The sequence below is a fragment of the Sorangium sp. So ce375 genome (assembly GCF_051473855.1).
In the GTDB taxonomy this organism is placed as follows: Bacteria; Myxococcota_A; Polyangia; order Polyangiales; family Polyangiaceae; genus Sorangium.
In genome coordinates, this window is record NZ_CP150335.1 from 9024865 (window position 1) to 9039176 (window position 14312).

Annotated in this window: 10 protein-coding genes; 4 read left to right on the forward strand and 6 right to left on the reverse strand. The window is 70.0% G+C overall.

The genetic code is table 11. From position 1 onward, the window contains the following. Nucleotides 1–34: 34 nt before the first annotated feature. The 3 genes from hydA to WME90_RS33555 all read right to left on the reverse strand — a co-directional run bounded on the left by hydA (nucleotide 35) and on the right by WME90_RS33555 (nucleotide 3960). Nucleotides 35–1438, reverse strand: coding sequence for a dihydropyrimidinase (gene hydA / locus WME90_RS33545; RefSeq protein WP_437276118.1), 1404 nt, complete (start codon nucleotides 1436–1438; stop codon nucleotides 35–37). A 201-nt stretch (nucleotides 1439–1639) separates the two neighbouring features. After that, nucleotides 1640–2512 carry a nitrilase-related carbon-nitrogen hydrolase gene (locus WME90_RS33550; RefSeq protein ID WP_437276119.1) on the reverse strand — a complete coding sequence of 291 codons (873 nt, stop codon included), beginning with the start codon at nucleotides 2510–2512 and terminating at the stop codon, nucleotides 1640–1642. Beyond that, a complete protein-coding gene (locus WME90_RS33555; RefSeq protein WP_437276120.1) occupies nucleotides 2512–3960 on the reverse strand; it encodes a CoA-acylating methylmalonate-semialdehyde dehydrogenase in 1449 nt (482 codons plus the stop codon). The genes WME90_RS33550 and WME90_RS33555 overlap by 1 nt, the downstream gene beginning before the upstream one ends. Nucleotides 3961–4572: 612 nt before the next feature. Here WME90_RS33555 and WME90_RS33560 point away from each other — a divergent pair. Continuing rightward, a complete protein-coding gene (locus WME90_RS33560) occupies nucleotides 4573–5001 on the forward strand; it encodes a hypothetical protein (RefSeq protein ID WP_437276121.1) in 429 nt (142 codons plus the stop codon). Between the two features lie 76 nt (nucleotides 5002–5077). Then, the gene (locus WME90_RS33565; protein ID WP_437276122.1) at nucleotides 5078–7393 is read left to right on the forward strand and encodes an Rv1355c family protein; all 2316 of its coding nucleotides are present in this window, start codon (nucleotides 5078–5080) and stop codon (nucleotides 7391–7393) included. A gap of 74 nt (nucleotides 7394–7467) precedes the next feature. Here the strand turns inward: WME90_RS33565 and WME90_RS33570 are convergent, their stop codons facing one another. Together WME90_RS33570 and WME90_RS33575 are read right to left on the reverse strand one after the other, a co-directional pair. After that, nucleotides 7468–7851 (reverse strand): STAS/SEC14 domain-containing protein, encoded by a 384-nt coding sequence (locus WME90_RS33570; protein ID WP_437276123.1) that lies wholly within the window; start codon nucleotides 7849–7851, stop codon nucleotides 7468–7470. 66 nt (nucleotides 7852–7917) lie between these two features. Continuing rightward, the gene (locus WME90_RS33575; RefSeq protein WP_437276124.1) at nucleotides 7918–10071 is read right to left on the reverse strand and encodes a hypothetical protein; all 2154 of its coding nucleotides are present in this window, start codon (nucleotides 10069–10071) and stop codon (nucleotides 7918–7920) included. Nucleotides 10072–10535: 464 nt separating this feature from the next. Between WME90_RS33575 and WME90_RS33580 the strand changes: the two genes are divergently transcribed. Together WME90_RS33580 and WME90_RS33585 are read left to right on the forward strand one after the other, a co-directional pair. Then, nucleotides 10536–11330: a TerC family protein gene (locus WME90_RS33580; protein WP_437276125.1), complete on the forward strand. Its 795-nt coding sequence runs from the start codon at nucleotides 10536–10538 to the stop codon at nucleotides 11328–11330. Nucleotides 11331–11498: 168 nt separating this feature from the next. Next, entirely contained in the window at nucleotides 11499–11966 is a 468-nt protein-coding gene (locus WME90_RS33585) for a response regulator (protein WP_437276126.1), read from the forward strand. A 142-nt stretch (nucleotides 11967–12108) separates the two neighbouring features. On the opposite strand, the gene WME90_RS33590 is transcribed toward WME90_RS33585, so the two are convergent. Then, entirely contained in the window at nucleotides 12109–14250 is a 2142-nt protein-coding gene (locus tag WME90_RS33590; protein WP_437276127.1) for a S9 family peptidase, read from the reverse strand. Nucleotides 14251–14312 lie beyond the last annotated feature (62 nt).

Consider the following 14312-nt stretch of genomic DNA (forward strand, 5'->3'; position numbering starts at 1 on the left):
CGGCTCCTCTCGGGTGGGGCGTGGAGGGTGGTGACTAGAAGGCCTGGGCTCCCTGGGTCGGGCCGAGCCGGCGCGGCAGGTAGCGCCCGGCGCCGCGCTCGACGTCGAGCTTGCCGTCCACGCACTGGACCCGGCCGTTCACGATGACGTGCGTCGGCCGCCCCTTCACCTCGAAGCCCTCGAAGATGCTCCGGTCGCACCGGTGATGGTGGGTCTTCGCGGAGATGGTGCTCGTCCCCTTCGGGTCGAAGACAACGATATCCGCGTCGCCGCCCGGCACGATCGAGCCTTTGCGCGGGTACAGCCCGAAGATCTTGGCCGGCTGCGTGGAGAAGAGATCGACGAAGCGGTGGACGTCGATCCGCCCCTCGAGCACCCCGTAGGTCCAGAGGAGGGCGAGGCGGTTCTCGATGCCGGCGGCGCCGTTCGGGATCCGCGAGAAATCGTCCTTGCCCATGTCCTTCTGGCCGACCTGGTTGAAGGGGCAGTGGTCGGTCGCCACGGTCTGGATGAGCCCCGACGAGAGCGCGGCCCACAGCGCGTCCTGGTGGCCCTTCGGCCGGATCGGCGGGCTCATCACGTAGGCCGCCCCCTCGAAGCCGGGCTTCTCGTAGACCGAGTCGTCGAGCAGGAGGTACTGCGGGCACGTCTCGGCCATGACCACCTGGCCCCTGCTCCGCGCCTCGGTGACCGCGGCGAGCGCCTCCTTGCAGGTGAGGTGGACGATGTAGATGGGCTCGCCGATCATCCGGGCCAGCATGATCGCGCGCCCCGTCGCCTCGCCCTCGATCGGCGCGGGGCGGCTCTGCGCGTGGTACCGCGGGTGGGTCTTGCCCTCCTTCAGGAGCTTCTTCTGGAGCGCGACGACCGCGTCGCCGTGCTCGGCGTGGACGGTCACGAGCGCGCCGAGGCCCTTGGCGGCCTCCATCACCTGGATGAGCTCGGGATCGTCGACGCCGATCGCCCCGCGGTAGGCCATGAAGGTCTTGAACGACGGGATGCCGTGCTCTCGCGTGCAGACGGCCATCTCCTTGAGCGTGTCGTCGCCGAACCAGGTGACGGCCATGTGGAAGGCGTAGTCGGAGACCGCCTTCTTCGCCTTCTCGTTCCACATCGCGAGCCCGTCGAGCAGCGCCTGCCCGCGGGCCGGGATCACGAAATCGATGATCGAGGTCGTGCCCCCGGCGACGCCCGCCGCCGTGCCGGTCTCGAAATCGTCGGAGCTCTCCGTCCCCATGAACGGCAGCTCCATGTGAACGTGGGCGTCGACCCCGCCGGGGAAGATGAGCTGCCCCGAGGCGTCGATCACGGTGTCCCCCGCGCGCTCCTTCGCGAGCCCCGCGCCGACGGCGGCGATCTTCCCGTCCTCGCAGTAGACGTCGCCGACGAACCGGTCGCTCGCTGTGATGATCTCGCCGTTCTTGATCAGGATGCCCATGTTGCTCCTCCGCCGGTGAGCGCCGGGCGGCGGGTCCCCTCCGGGGGGCGGCGCCGCCATGGCGAGGGAAACGCCGGGGGAGAGGGCCGGCCGCGACCAGCGCCCCGGCGCTGCTTGTGTCTTCGCGGTGGACTTCGCATCGCTCGTCGCGCTCGTCGCGCTCGCTGGCTGACCTCGCCGTCCTCCCGCCGCCCCGGGCCCTCAGGGCAGCTGCTTCATGAGCTCGCCGTACGTCTCGGGCCGGCGATCGCGGTAGAACTGCCACGTCCTCCGCACCTCCTCGATCATGTCGAGGTTCATCTCGGCGACGACGAGCTCGTCCTTGTCCTCGCTCCCCGTCGCGAGGAAGCTGCCCCTCGGGTCGCAGAAGTAGCTCGTCCCGTAGAACTTGCCGATGTTCCACGGCGCCTCGGTGCCGACGCGGTTCGAGGCGGCGATGAAGTATCCATTGGCCACGGCGTGCGCGGGCTGCTCGAGCTTCCAGAGGTACTGGGAGAGCCCGGCGACCGTCGCCGAGGGGTTCCACACGATCTCGGCGCCGTTCAGGCCGAGCAGCCGCGCCCCCTCCGGGAAGTGGCGATCATAGCAGATGTACACGCCGATCCGGGCATACCGCGTCTGGAACGTGGGATAGCCGAGGTTCCCCGGCTTGAAGAAGAACTTCTCCCAGAACCCGTTCGTGTGCGGGATGTGCGTCTTCCGGTACTTGCCGAGGTACGTGCCGTCGGCGTCGACCACGGCGGCCGTGTTGTAATAGACGCCCGCCATCTCCCGCTCGTAGATCGGGATGATCATGACCATCTTGTACTTCTTGGCATACGCGGCGAGCCGCTCGACCGTCGGGCCGGGGACGGGCTCGGCCACGTCGCACCATTTCGCGTCCTGCGAAGGACAGAAGTAAGGTGTATTGAAGACCTCCTGCAAACAGAGGATCTGCACCCCCTTCTTCCCCGCGTCGTCGATGAACGGAAGGTGCTTCTCGAACATCGCGTCCCGGATGGCCGCCACGGAGGCGCCCTCATCGCCGATCGGGGTCGAGCACTGGATCAGCCCACCAAGTACATTCCGTGCCATCAGAACCACCTCGTGATGACGATCTTGCGCTCGGTGTAGAAGTCGATGGCCGTCGGGCCGTGCGCCTTCAGATCGCCGAAGAAGCTGCCCTTCTGGCCGCCGAAGGGGAAGAAGGCCATGGGCGCCGCGACGCCGATGTTCACGCCGACCATCCCGGCGCCCACGCGGTGCTGGAACTCGCGCGCCGCGCGGCCGCTCGACGTGTAGATCGACGCCGCATTGCCATACTCGCTCCGGTTCGCGATCGCGATCGCCTCGTCGAGGTCGTTCGCGCGCATCAGGCACGCGACCGGCCCGAAGATCTCCTCGGTCGCGATCACCATCCCTGGCCGCACGTCGCCGAAGACCGTGGGGCCCACCCAGTTGCCGTTGGGATACCCCTCGACCGTGGCGTCCCGGCCGTCGAGGAGGAGCGTCGCCCCCTCGGCCACGCCCTGGTTGATGTACGAGAGCACGCGGTCCCGGTGCGCCGCCGAGATCAAAGGGCCCATGGTCACGCCCGGCTTCGCTCCGTCGCCCAGCACGATCCCCTTCGCGTGGCGCACGAGCCCGTCGCGCACGGCCTCGTACGTGTCGCCGACGCACACGACGACGCTGCCGGCCAGGCACCGCTGACCCGAGCAGCCATAGATGGACTCGGCGACGTTGGCGACCGTCATCTGCCGCTCGGCGTCCGGCATCACCACGAGGAAGTTCTTGGCCCCGCCGAGCGCCTGGACCCGCTTGCCCGCCTCCGCGGCGCTCTTGTACACGTGGCGCGCGACCGCCGACGAGCCGACGAACGACACACCCGCGATGTCCCTGTGCGCGCAGAAGGCGTTCACGACGTCGCGGCCGCCGTGGACCAGGTTCACCACGCCGGGCGGCAGCCCGACCTGCTCGATGAGCTCGAAGATGCGCTGCTGCGAGAGCGGGACCTGCTCCGACGGCTTGAGGACGAACGTGTTCCCCGTCGCGATCGCGTAGGGCAAGAACCAGAGCGGCACCATCGGGGGGAAATTGAACGGCGTGATCGCCGCGAAGACGCCGAGCGGCTGGCGGATCGTGTGGCAGTCGATCCGGGTCGCCACGTCCTCGAGGCCCTGCCCCATCATGAGGGCCGGAATGCCGGCCGCGTGCTCGACGTTCTCGATGCCGCGCCCGAAATCGTTCCGCGCCTCGCCCAGCGTCTTGCCGTGCTCGGAGGTGCAGATCGCCGCGATCTCGTCGCGGTGGGCGTCGAAGATCTCGCGCAGCTTGAAGAGGTAGCGCGCCCGCTGCACCGGCGGCGTCGCGCTCCAGCCGGGGAACGCCGCCTGCGCGGCCCTCACCGCCGCGTCGACGTCCGACGTCGTCGAGAGGGGGACCTCCGCAAGAGATTCCCCGGTCGCCGGGTTCTTCACTTCGAGGCGCGTCGTCTCTGAAGCTCGAGACCAGGCTCCGCCGACGAAGTTTTCCAGCACACGCATCGCGAAAAACCTTTCCCCCGGCGAGGTGGTCACATTGAGAACCGCAGCAAGCAGGGCGCCGGCCCTGTCTGCTGGACAATACAACCCACCGATCGAGCGCTACATGTGGTGGGGGTCATCCGTCAAGCCTCGGTGCAACATCGAATTGCGCCGAAGCGCGCTGAGAAGACCTCCACCGCACATTCCGTAGTATAGACCACAGCGCAGCTGGCAACCCCCGGTGCAACTGCCCAGCAGCACGTCATGAAATCCTTTGGAAACAGCTCGGGTATGCCCTGGATGCGCCGCGCGATCGCCGACGCCGTCCCGCTCGGGCGGCGTCATCGGCAACGGCCCTTCAGGTCGAGCCAGGCCGATGCCATGGCGCGACGGGAGCGCGCCGCCGTGCGCGGCCTCGGCCCCCACCGGCTCGCGGTTCTCGCGGTCAGCGCCGCGACGAATGTCGCCTCGAGTCGTTGCTGCGTCGATCGAACCGTCCTAGGTGCAACGCCGTGGCTCTCGCGCCCCCTCGCCCCGTCGCAGGCGGCACGGCCGTCCCAGGAGACGGATGCGTCCGCGATCTGGCGGCTCGCCGGCACGACGACGTAAGCTACGTGTGCGCTCGGTGAGACGATGACCCTACCCACCATGCTGTTCGACACGACGGAGCACGTGCTCATCGCCGTCCATGGCAGGGAACAGCCGTGCGATGAGGACTGGGAGCTCTACATGCAGACCGTGCTCGCCCTCCCACCCACCTGCTCCAAGACGCTGGTGGTGACGGCCGGAGGCGGCCCCAACGCGAAGCAGCGCGCGTCGATCAACGATTTCGTAAGCAGCCATACACTCACTGTGGCAATCTGCACCGACGCGCTGCTCGTCCGGCAGATCGGGATAGCGCTCAGCTGGTTCAACCCGAGGGTCAGGTCGTTCCGGGGCAACGACATCGCCTCCGCCCTGCGCTATCTGGAGGTCGGCGGGCCCGAGGCCGCCACGGTGCACCACAAGGTCGCGAGGATGAGGCTCGAGATCGAGGGTCGGGCGCCCCGCACGACGAAGTGACCCGGAGCGGGCCGGCGCGCTCGCCGAGCGCCGCGCGCCGCGACGTGCCGGAAGAGACCGTGATACCACGGTGGCCATGACCAGGTGGCAGCAGCTCCTCTCGGAGCATCAAGAGCGGTACACCGAATCGACGGAGTGGCGGCCTCGCCTGTTCCGGCCGACGCGCGAGGCCGACGCCGAGCAGCTCGGGCGCCTGCTGCGCGACGACGCGCGCCTCCAGATCTGCGACGCGATCGACCGGCAGCTCGCGGATCTGGTGAAGACGCGGCACCCCCGACGGACCCTCGGCGAGCCAGAGATCGCGCGGCTCGTGGAGGAGCACCTCGCCGGCGTCCCTCGCCAGGCGTACGGCGCCTGGGTCCACTACCCGTGGTCGCGCCGCCTCGTGCACCTGCTCGATGAGGCCGAGTTCGTCGAGCTGCGGACCAACCGCAACCGGTACAAGATCAGCCCCGAAGAGCAGGAGACGCTCGCGCGCCGGCGGTTCGGCGTCGTCGGGCTCTCCGTGGGCCAGTCGGTGGCGCTGACGGTCGCGCTCGAGCGGAGCGCCGGCGAGCTGCGCATCGCCGACTTCGACCACCTCGAGCTCTCCAACATGAACCGGATCCGGACCGGCGTGCACAACCTCGACGTGCCCAAGGTGGTCGCCACGGCGCGCGAGATCGCCGAGCTCGACCCGTTCCTCGAAGTAAAGTGCTTTGCCGAAGGGGTCACTCCGGACAACATCGATCGCTTCCTGCTCGAGGGGGGCAAGCTCGATATCGTCGTGGACGAGTGCGACAGCCTCGATATCAAGCTGGAGCTCCGCCTGAGGGCGCGCGCCCACCGCATACCCGTCCTGATGGACACGAGCGACAGGGGGCTCATCGACGTGGAGCGCTTCGATCTGGAGCCGGATCGGCCGATCCTCCACGGGCTCGTCGGCGACCTCAGGCCCGAGCGCATCCGCGGCCTGTCGACCGAGGACAAGGTGCCTTATGTCATGCAGATCATCGGGCAAGACACGCTCTCTACGCGGTTCAGCGCCTCGCTCCTGGAGGTGCAGCAGACGGTGAGCACGTGGCCCCAGCTCGGCTCGGCGGTCGTCCACGGCGGGGCCGCGGCCGCGGACACGGCGCGCCGCCTCGCCCTGGGAGAGCCCGTGCGGTCGGGCCGGTACTACGTCGACCTGGAGCAGATCATCAGCGGGCCAGAGGGGGCAGAGGGGGCGGAGGCCGGCGCGCCGGGCGCGTCCGAGGCGCGGGGCCCGGCGATCGCCCCGGCATCGCGGCTGCCCCCGCTCGACGGGGCGACCGGCGCCGTCGCGCTCGACCGGGAGCGGCTGCGGCGCCTCGTCGAGGCGGGGATCGCGGCGCCCTCGGGCGGCAACTGCCAGCCCTGGCGCTGGGTCTACGAGGGGCGCCGGCTCGGGCTATTGCACGACCGGGCGCGCTCCGAGTCGCTCGCCGACTACCAGGGGGCGGGCGGCGTGGTCGCGCTCGGCGCGGCCGCCGAGAACGTCGTCCTCGCCGCGCACCGCGAGGGGCTCCACGTGCGCGTCTCGCCCTTCCCTCGGGACGGCGACGAGGAGCTCGCGGCGACGTTCGATTTCTTCGGCGCGCCGGTGAGCGGCGCGGAGGATCACGCGATGGATCCCCTCGCGGACGCCATCGGGCTCCGGTGCACGAACCGGCGCACGAGCCAGCGGGCGGAGCTCGCGGACGAGCACCGCGCAGCCCTCGCCGCCGCGGTCAGGTCCATCCCCGGGGCGGACCTCCAGCTGCTGGAGTCGCCGGCGGCGCTCGAGGAGATCGCCGCCCTCCTCGGCGTCGGCGATCGCATCCGGCTGCTCGCGCAGCGCACCCACGCCGACCTGATGAAGGAGATACGCTGGACCGAAGCCGAGGCGGAGGCGCGCCGAGACGGCATCTTCGTCGGCTCGTTCGAGTTCTCGCCGGTCGATCTCGCGGGGTTCAGGATCTGCCGGGACTGGCGCACGATGGAGCTCGTTCAGCGCTGGGGCGGCGGAGGAGCGCTGGAGAAGTCGGCGCGCAAGGCGATCGCCGGCGCGATGGCCGTCGGGCTGATCACCCTGCCTCGCGCCGGGCTCGCGGACTATTTCCAGGGCGGCAGGGCGGTCGAGCGGGCGTGGCTCACGGCGACGCAGCGGGGCATCGCGGTCTACCCGATGGCGACGCTGCCTTACCTGTTCGCGCGGCTGATCCGGGGCCACGGCGAGGGGATGGATCCGGAGAGCGTGGAGGTCGCGAGGGCGCTCCGGGAGCGGTACGTCCGGCTGTTCGACGTCACCGACGCGACGGCGGAGATCCTGCTCTTCCGCCTGTCGCTCGCGGGCCCGCCGTCGACGCGCTCGCTCCGCCGTCCCCTCGAGGACGTGCTCGTCGTGCGCTGATCCCAGGGCCGGGGCGCGCCCCGGCCCTGCCCGCGCCGGCCGGGGCGACCCCGGGCGGACGCCGGCCACGGTCCCTACCCCGGCGCCGCGCGATCGCCGAGGAGCCAGGTGCGGGCGGCGCCCTCGTCCTTGAAGACCCGCACGAGCTCCGCGATGCCCGCCTCACGGGCGATCCGGCCCGCCTGGAGCGCCGCGAGATCGCTCTGGACCAGCTCCGCGGTCCGGATCACCCCCATCGCGGCCGCGGTCGTCCCGATGTCGCGGAGGAGCTCCGTCGCCTCCTCGGACGCGATGGAGAACCCACGGAAATCCACGAAGACGCGGATCCTCCGGCCGTAGAGCGAGCCGAGCGCCTTCTTGTAATCGGCGGCGTACGCTTGCGCCTCCTCCGCGCGCACGACGCCTTGCAACGTGACCTCGATGAGGGCGTTGATGAGGTCGATCTTGAGCTGGTACATGCCGCCTCGCCTGGGGAGTTGAGACAGAGAGAGACGATAGCGTCGCGCCGCGGGGGATCCAGGCCGTCATCGCTGCGGCAGCTTCGGCTCGGTGATCCGGTAGACGTGCTCCACGAACGCCGGGACGAGCTCCCTGCCGACCATCCACAGCCGGCCTTCGCCGAGGTCGTGCAGGCCGGCAGGACCTTCGTAGGTCAGCTTGCCGCGCTCGCCGAAGTAGATGAACGACGGCCGAGCGTAGCTCCGGAACCAGTCGCACGCCGCGTCGAGCAGGGGGCCGAACGCGGCGTCCCCGCCGGGGCGCATGGGGAAGAGGCGGACCGAGTCGAGGAGGCGGAAGAGGTTCGTGCCGAGCTCGCCGAGCTCGAGGACCGCGGCCGCGAGGGGCTCGCCGTGCTCGCGCGCGACGAGGACCGCGCGCTCCCGCTCCAGGCCCGCGCTGCGCCAGCGCTCGACGCAGGGCCCCAGCGCGAGCCTGCCGGGCACGAGATCGAGCGCCTCCGCGTAGATGCGCGGCACCGTCTCGCCCAGCTGGCCGAGCAGCGCCGCCTGCTCCAGCTGGGTCGCCTCGCCGATCTCGAGCCGCGCGCCGTCGCCCGCCCGGGCGCCCTCCGGAGGCCGCGCCGGGACGTCGATGCCGATCAGGCGGAACGGCAGCGCGAGCGCGAGCCCCGTCGCCTCGTGCTTGCGGGCGAAGTCGAAGAACGACCGCTCGTTCCACGCGACGTGCGCCTCGGCGTAGACGATGACCGACCGGCACTCCGGGTCGGCCAGCGCGTACTCGCAGCAGCGCGTGAAGATGTCGCGGAGCACCTGCCGGGAGCTCAGGTTCGAGGCGCTCTTGGGCCGCTTCGCGAGCTGATGAAACATCCACGTGCCGTGGTAAGGCTTCATCACCGAGAAATTGCCCTCGATGCCGTGCTCGGAGAGGCAGGTGACGTTGTAGAGGAGGTGCGGCAACGCCGCGGCCCTCTGCGCCATCTTCACGAAGCTCGGCCGCATGGCGTCGAAGTTCTCCGGGCGCCGCCCGGAGAGGTTGAAGTAGCCCGACGAGGCGAAGAGGTCCCAGAACTCCGCCTGCCACGCCGTCCCCCCGTAGGTGGTCGCGTGCAGGATGCGGGACACGAGCCGCAGCCAGCGCCGCTCGTCCTCGCGCTTCGCGGCGACGACGTGCACGCTGCAGAGCTGGGCATAGGCGCCGTCGGCCGCCGACACCGACCGCACCTCGCCCTTCAGGTGGATCACCCCGTCGTCGCCGTCCGGGAGCTCCAGCGCGAGCTTGAGCCTCGGATCGAGCGGCGGCTGCCCCTCCCTGAGCGCGAGCCGCAGGCTCGAGAACGACACGTCGACGACCTCGACCTCGACCGGCGGCAGGTGGAGCCAGTAGGGGTGCATGAAGCGCGCGGTGAGCTCCACCTCGACGCCCCGCTGGTGGAGGCTCTGGCGGAAGCGCTCCACCCTCGCCGGCAGCTCGGACACGATCTCGCCCGGGCGGACCTGCTCTGCGCGGATGTTGAACCGAAAGACGGAGCTGTGTCCGGCGATCTCGACCGCGGCGGCCTCGCTCCAGCCCTCGATGCCGAACCACCTGACGGTCCCGATCCCCACCTCGCTGAGCATGACGCACAGCGAGGGCGCGCCCTCGGCGGCGCGGCGGACGATGCCCTTCCTCCGGAGGAGGACGCTCAGGATGTTGCGCACCCGCCGCGGGTCATCGATGATCTCGCGCACCTGCCCGGCCTCGGGCGCCGACGACCTGAAGAGGCTCGCGGCCGCGGCCTTGGCCACGCCGGCCTCGACGAGGGCGTGCAGCACGTCGCGGATCTGGCCGATCGCGCGGGAGGGCGCTTCCTGGAAGGACAGCCCGATGAGCGGGCCGCGCAGGCCCATCGACTGCAGCACCACGAGGGCGGGGAGCGGGCCGATCTCGACGCCATGGAAGTACAGCTGCGCGCTGACCACGCTGCCGAAGGGGAACGAGGTCCGATAATCGGGCTCGATCCAGGCGCCCATCGAGCCGAGCAGGACGATCGGGTAGCCGCCCGGATCGAGCCCGTCGATGCGCAGCCAGACCGCGCCTCCGTCCAGCCAGCACGCCTCCGGCACCTCGGCCGCGGGCTCGCTCCCGAGGAGCGCCCGATCCAGCGACACCCCGTCAGCGCCGCCGCCGGTAGCCCAGCGCGCTTCCTGCCCGAAGCCGATCTTCGGAACCACGGTCACGCGGTCGCCCCCTCTGTCGTGAGACTAGCCGTTCCACATGAGGAACAGGCGACCATGCCGCTTCGCCAGCATGGCGAGGAAGCACGGCACCGATCGGCGAGCTCGACAACACCCCGCAGGAGCTCACCTGGAAGCCGGGAAGGAGGCAGATCCACTTGCGCGTACTTCCATATCATCTGTACCGGATGTCAACATCCTGCGTCAAGCGCCCCCGTGCCGCGCGCGTCGACGGGGTTCCACCCACGTTCCACCCACGTTCCACGCACGCACGCGTCCATCGACGTTTCACCTTCCCCGCTCCACGCTCCACGCCCCCACGAACATCGACCATTTGCGTTCGCGGTGCTCGCTCTCGCCCCGCACCCTGAACACGGGAGCAAGATCGCCTGGGATCCAGCGGAGAACAGGCGATGCCGTAACGTGGCGGGCGGCCGCTGCTGTCCATGCTACAAAGCGCCAACCCGATGCCCGAGATGAGCGCCTTTCTGCACGCCGACGGCTGGATCACGCTGGCGACCCTCAGCGCGCTGGAAATCGTGCTTGGAATCGACAATATCGTCTTCCTCTCCATCATGACGGCGAAGCTGCCGCGGGAGCAGCAGCCGCTCGCGCGCCGCATCGGCCTCCTGCTCGCCCTCGGGATGCGGCTGCTCCTCCTTCTCGCGATCTCGTGGGTGATGGGGCTCAAAGCCACCCTGTTCAGCTTGCTCGGACACGATTTCAGCGGGCGTGATCTCATCCTGCTCGGCGGCGGCGTGTTCTTGATTGGCAAGGCGACCCACGAGATGTTCGACAAACTCGAGGTCGACGATCCCAAGGAAGAGCAGCCGAAGGGGAAGGCGTCGTTCGCCGCCGTCATCACGCAGATCGTGCTGCTCGACATCGTCTTTTCGCTCGACTCGGTCATCACCGCCGTCGGTATGGCGCAGCACATCTCGATCATGATGGTGGCCATGTTCGTCGCCGTGGGCGTGATGCTCGTCTTCGCCGGGAGCATCGGCGCGTTCATCCAGCGCCACCCGAGCATGAAGATCCTCGCGCTGAGCTTCCTGCTCCTCATCGGCGTGGTGCTGGTGGCCGACGGCATGGGCCAGCACATCAGCAAGGGCTATATCTACTTCGCCATGGCGTTCTCGCTCGGCGTCGAGCTCATCAACATGCGCCTCCGGGTGCGCCAGAAGCCCGTCCAGCTACGCACGAAGAGGGGAAGCTCTCCAGACCTCTCGCCAGCGCACGAGCAGGCGCCGCCAGCGGCCTGAGCCACGCCGGGATCTCCGCGGAAGAGCCGGAGAGCAGCCGGAGAGCGTGGCTCTTGGAGCGAGCTCCGGGAGAGCCTGTAAACAATTCGCACAGGCGCGGTGTCGGAGGGTAGACGGCGAGAGCGGCCGGTCCCAGAAGTGACACCGGGGTTCTCCACCGAGGTGAGCGTGAGCGACGATCGAGACGACCAGGGAGACTCAGAGCGGGGAAAGCGGCGGCGCATCGTCGTCGTCGACGACGACGACGCGATCGTCGAGACGCTGTTGGAGGTGCTGCTGGCGGAAGGGTATGACGTCGAGGGGTATACCGACCCCCTCGAGGCCCTGGAGCGGCTGCGCTCTCAGGCGTCGCCCGACGCCATCGTCATCGACTGCGTGATGCCGTTCCTGGACGGGCCGCGGCTCATCGAGACGCTGGCGGCCGAGGGGCGAGCGGCGCCGGTCGTGCTCGTGACCGCGCTCAGCGATCCCGGCTTCTGCATCGATCCGAACCACCCGGACGCGACCAGGATCATCAACAAGCCGTTCGATCTGGAGCAGCTGCTGGAGACGCTCGACGACATGACGAGCGCGCCCCCGGTGAGCGAGCCAGGCGCGCGGCGGCGCACGCAGACCGCGTCGACGCAGCGGACCTAGCGGCGCCGGACGCGAGCAGGCCGGGCGCGCCAGGACCACGGCGCGCCGGCGCACGGCGCACGCGCGCGCGCGGCGGACCGCGCAGGGGCCGGCGCGCCGGTTGCGCCGGCGCGCGCCCATACGCCGCGTGGGGCGGAGGCGTTCAGCGACGGGGGAGCGCGGAGGAGAGTTCGTGGACGGCGTCGGCGCCGACGGGGACGGTGACGTTCGACCCCTTGAAGTCGTCGCCGATCGGCTCGTACGAGCCGTCGAGGCACTCCGCGAGGAAGGTCTCCGCGATCGCGTTGAACGACATGGAGTTCTCCGGGCGGGCGAAGCCGTGGCCCTCATCGGGGTACAGCACGTACGTCACGGGGATCCCCTTGCTCGTCATCGCCTTGACGATCTGATCGCTCTCGGCCTGCTTCACGCGCGGGTCGTTGGCGCCCTGGCCGATGAGGAGAGGCCGCTTGATCTGGTCGGCGCGGTAGAGCGGCGAGCGCGTGCGCAGGAGATCGCGGCCGTCCTCGGTGCGGGGATCTCCGACCCGCTTGGCGAAGAGCTCGAGCATCGGCGCCCAGTAGGGCGGGATCGACTGGAGCAGCGTCACGAGGTTCGACGGGCCGACGATGTCGACGCCGCAGGCGAAGGTCTCCGGCGTGAAGGTCAGGCCGACCAGCGTCGCGTAGCCGCCGTAGCTGCCGCCCATGATCGCCACGCGAGCCTTGTCGGCGATGCCCTGCGCGACAGACCAGTCCACCGCGTCGAGCAGATCGTTGTGCATCTTGCCCGCCCACTCGAGGTCGCCCGCGTTGACGAACCTCTTCCCGAAGCCCGTCGAGCCCCGGAAGTTGACGCTCAGCACGGCGTAGCCGCGGTTCGCGAGCCACTGGTGCATCGGATCGAGGCGGAACGAGCTGCGCGCCCAGGGGCCGCCGTGGACGAGGAGCACCATCGAGAGCGGCCTGTCCGGCTTGCCGTCCCCGTCGGGGTCGGCGGCGCGCGGGAGCGACAGGTAGCTCACGAGCTCGAGGCCGTCGCGCGCCTTGATGACCACGGGCCGCATCTTCACGAGCGGCTGCGACTCGAGCGCGGCGCGGTTCGTGAAGAGGAACATCGCCTTCTTCGTGTCGCGCTCGTAGAGGTAGTACCGGACCGGGCCGTCGGAGACTGTGTATCCGACGGTCCAGCGCTTGTCGTCGAGCGAGCGGCTCAGCACGTCGAGCTCGCCGTCGGCGACCGCGCGCAGGGCGTCGAGGTCCGGCTGGATGCTCCTGTCGAGCACCTGCCAGCGCTTGCGCTCGCGCTCCGAGGCCGCCGCCTGGACCTTGCCCGTCTTCGGGTGGACGATCACGTCGCTGACATCGGCCTTCGCGTCCTCGGCGAGCACCGCGGGCTTCGCGGTCCGCAGATCGAGGGAGACGAGCGCGGAGGTGTCGCGGCCGCGGCTGTCCCGGAAATAGAGCGTCTTGCCAGCCGCGTCGAAGCCGACGGCCCCGCTCGTCACGACGTCCTCGGGGCTGAACGCGACGAACGGCTTCGGCTCCTTGCCGGTGATGTCGAGGAACTCCTGGCCTCCGTCGCGCGTCATCCGCGCCGCGAGCCGCGCCTTGAAATCGTCGTCGGCGACGAACCCCACGAACCCGTCGTTCTGGCGCACGAGCTTGCGCTCGCCGGTGCGGACGTCGACGCGGTAGAGGTCGTGGACCTTCTTGTCCCGATCGTTCATGCCGATCAGGATCTCGTTCGGGATCTTGGGGCTCATCCCCTCGAACGTCGCGGAGATCCCCTCGAAGGGGGTGATATCCTTGATCTGCCCGGTCTTGAGCTCGACGGCGTAGATGTGCCAGTTCTCGTCGCCGCCTTTGTCCTGGCGATAGAGGACGTACTCGCTCGTGTAAGGGAACTGGAAGGTGCGCACCCCGCGGCTCTGCTCCTTCGTGACCGGCTTGGCCGACGCCGGCTCCTGGGCCGGGCCGACCCACACGTTGAGCACGCCCTCGGACGGGGCGAGGAACCCGAGCCGCTGGCCATCCGGGCTGATCTGGGGGGACATGCGATCCGGGTTGCCGAAGAGCACGCGCCGGGGCATGAGCGTCGCGTCGGCGCGCGGCCCGGCCTTCACCGGCGCGGCCGGAGCCGCAGCCGCCGGGGTCGCCGGGGCTGCCGCGGCTGCCGGGGCTGCCGGGGCCGGCGCGGCGGCCTGCCGGGGCGGCGCCGGGGCGGGCGCTGGAGCGCCGCCGCAGGCGAGCGGCGCGATCAAGGGCAGCAGGAACAGCGATCGGAGCTTCTGGGGCAAGTCCATGGGTTCACCCGGGGCACGGAGCCGCTGGCGGCACCCGCATGCGCCGGGCCCGCACGCCGAGC